At 74.0% G+C, this 1,217-nt stretch carries 1 protein-coding gene; it reads left to right on the forward strand.

Going from position 1 to position 1,217, the window contains the following annotated elements; genetic code table 11:
* Nucleotides 1–153: 153 nt before the first annotated feature.
* The coding region (selB, locus tag BN11_RS18370) for a selenocysteine-specific translation elongation factor (RefSeq protein ID WP_048701938.1) at nucleotides 154–1,217 on the forward strand (1,064 nt) is incomplete at its 3' end.

The following is a 1,217-nucleotide window of genomic DNA, read 5'->3' on the forward strand; positions in this document are numbered from 1 at the left end:
GCTGGTGCTGCGCGCCGGGCGGCCGGCCGTCGTGGCGCGACAAGAGGGCGGCCGCACGCTGGTGGATCTGCGGTGTATTCCGGTCGCTGACGAGGCCGACTTGGCCGAGGCCCTGTTTGCTGGGCTGGAACGCCTTGCGGCAGAGGGCAACTGATGCATGTCATCGCGACGGCCGGGCATGTCGATCACGGCAAGTCGACGCTGGTGCGGGCGCTGACCGGGATCGAGCCCGACCGGTGGGAGGCGGAGCGGCGACGCGGGCTGACGATCGATCTGGGGTATGCCTGGACGACGCTGCCGGGTGCCGGGGAGGTGGCGTTCGTCGACGTGCCGGGGCACCGCCGGTTCATCGGCAATATGCTCACCGGCCTGGGTCCCGTGCCGGCGGTGCTTGTCGTCGTCGCCGCGGATGCCGGATGGTCGGCGCAGAGCGAGGAGCATCTGCGGGCGATCGACGCGCTGGGGCTGACGCACGGGCTCCTGGTCGTCACGCGGGCCGACCTCGCCGACCCCGCCATGGCTGCTCGCGCGGGCGCTGCGGCGCGCGAGCGGATCTCGGCTTCCTCTCTGGGAGAGGTGGATTCGGTGATCGTGTCGGCCGTGTCCGGGCAAGGCCTCCATGACGTGCGGGACGCCTTGGGGCGGCTGTGTGCCACCCTTCCGGCTCCGGTGCGTGACGGGCGGGTGCGGCTGTGGGTGGACCGGGCGTTCACGATCCCCGGCAGCGGCACCGTCGTCACCGGCACCCTCGGCGCGGGCACCATTGCGGTCGGGGACGTGCTGGAGGTGGCCGGTCAGAGCGAGACCCGGCGGCGGGTGACCGTGCGCGGGCTGCAGTCCCTGGAACGCTCCCGGGAGGCGGTCACGGCGGTGGCGCGGGTCGCGGTCAACCTGCGCGGCGTGGCCGCCGGCGAGGTGCACCGGGGAGATGCCCTGCTCACCCCGGAGGGTTGGCGGTCGACGGCGAATGTCGACGTCCGAACGGCCGGACCGGTGGCGGATCTGCCGCGAGAGGTGTTGTGCCACAACGGGACCGCCGCCGTCCCCGTCCGGGTCCGTCCGCTCTCGGCAGGAGCCGCACGCTTGTCGTTCGAGCGGCCGCTGCCCCTGGCGAACGGTGACCGGCTGATCCTGCGGGACCCGGGCACCGAGGGCGCGCTGACCGGCGCGGTGGTCGTCGACACGGCCCCCGCGGCCCTGACCCGCCGCGGCGACGC

The organism is Nostocoides australiense Ben110 (assembly GCF_001050535.1).
In the GTDB taxonomy this organism is placed as follows: domain Bacteria; phylum Actinomycetota; class Actinomycetes; order Actinomycetales; family Dermatophilaceae; genus Nostocoides_A; species Nostocoides_A australiense.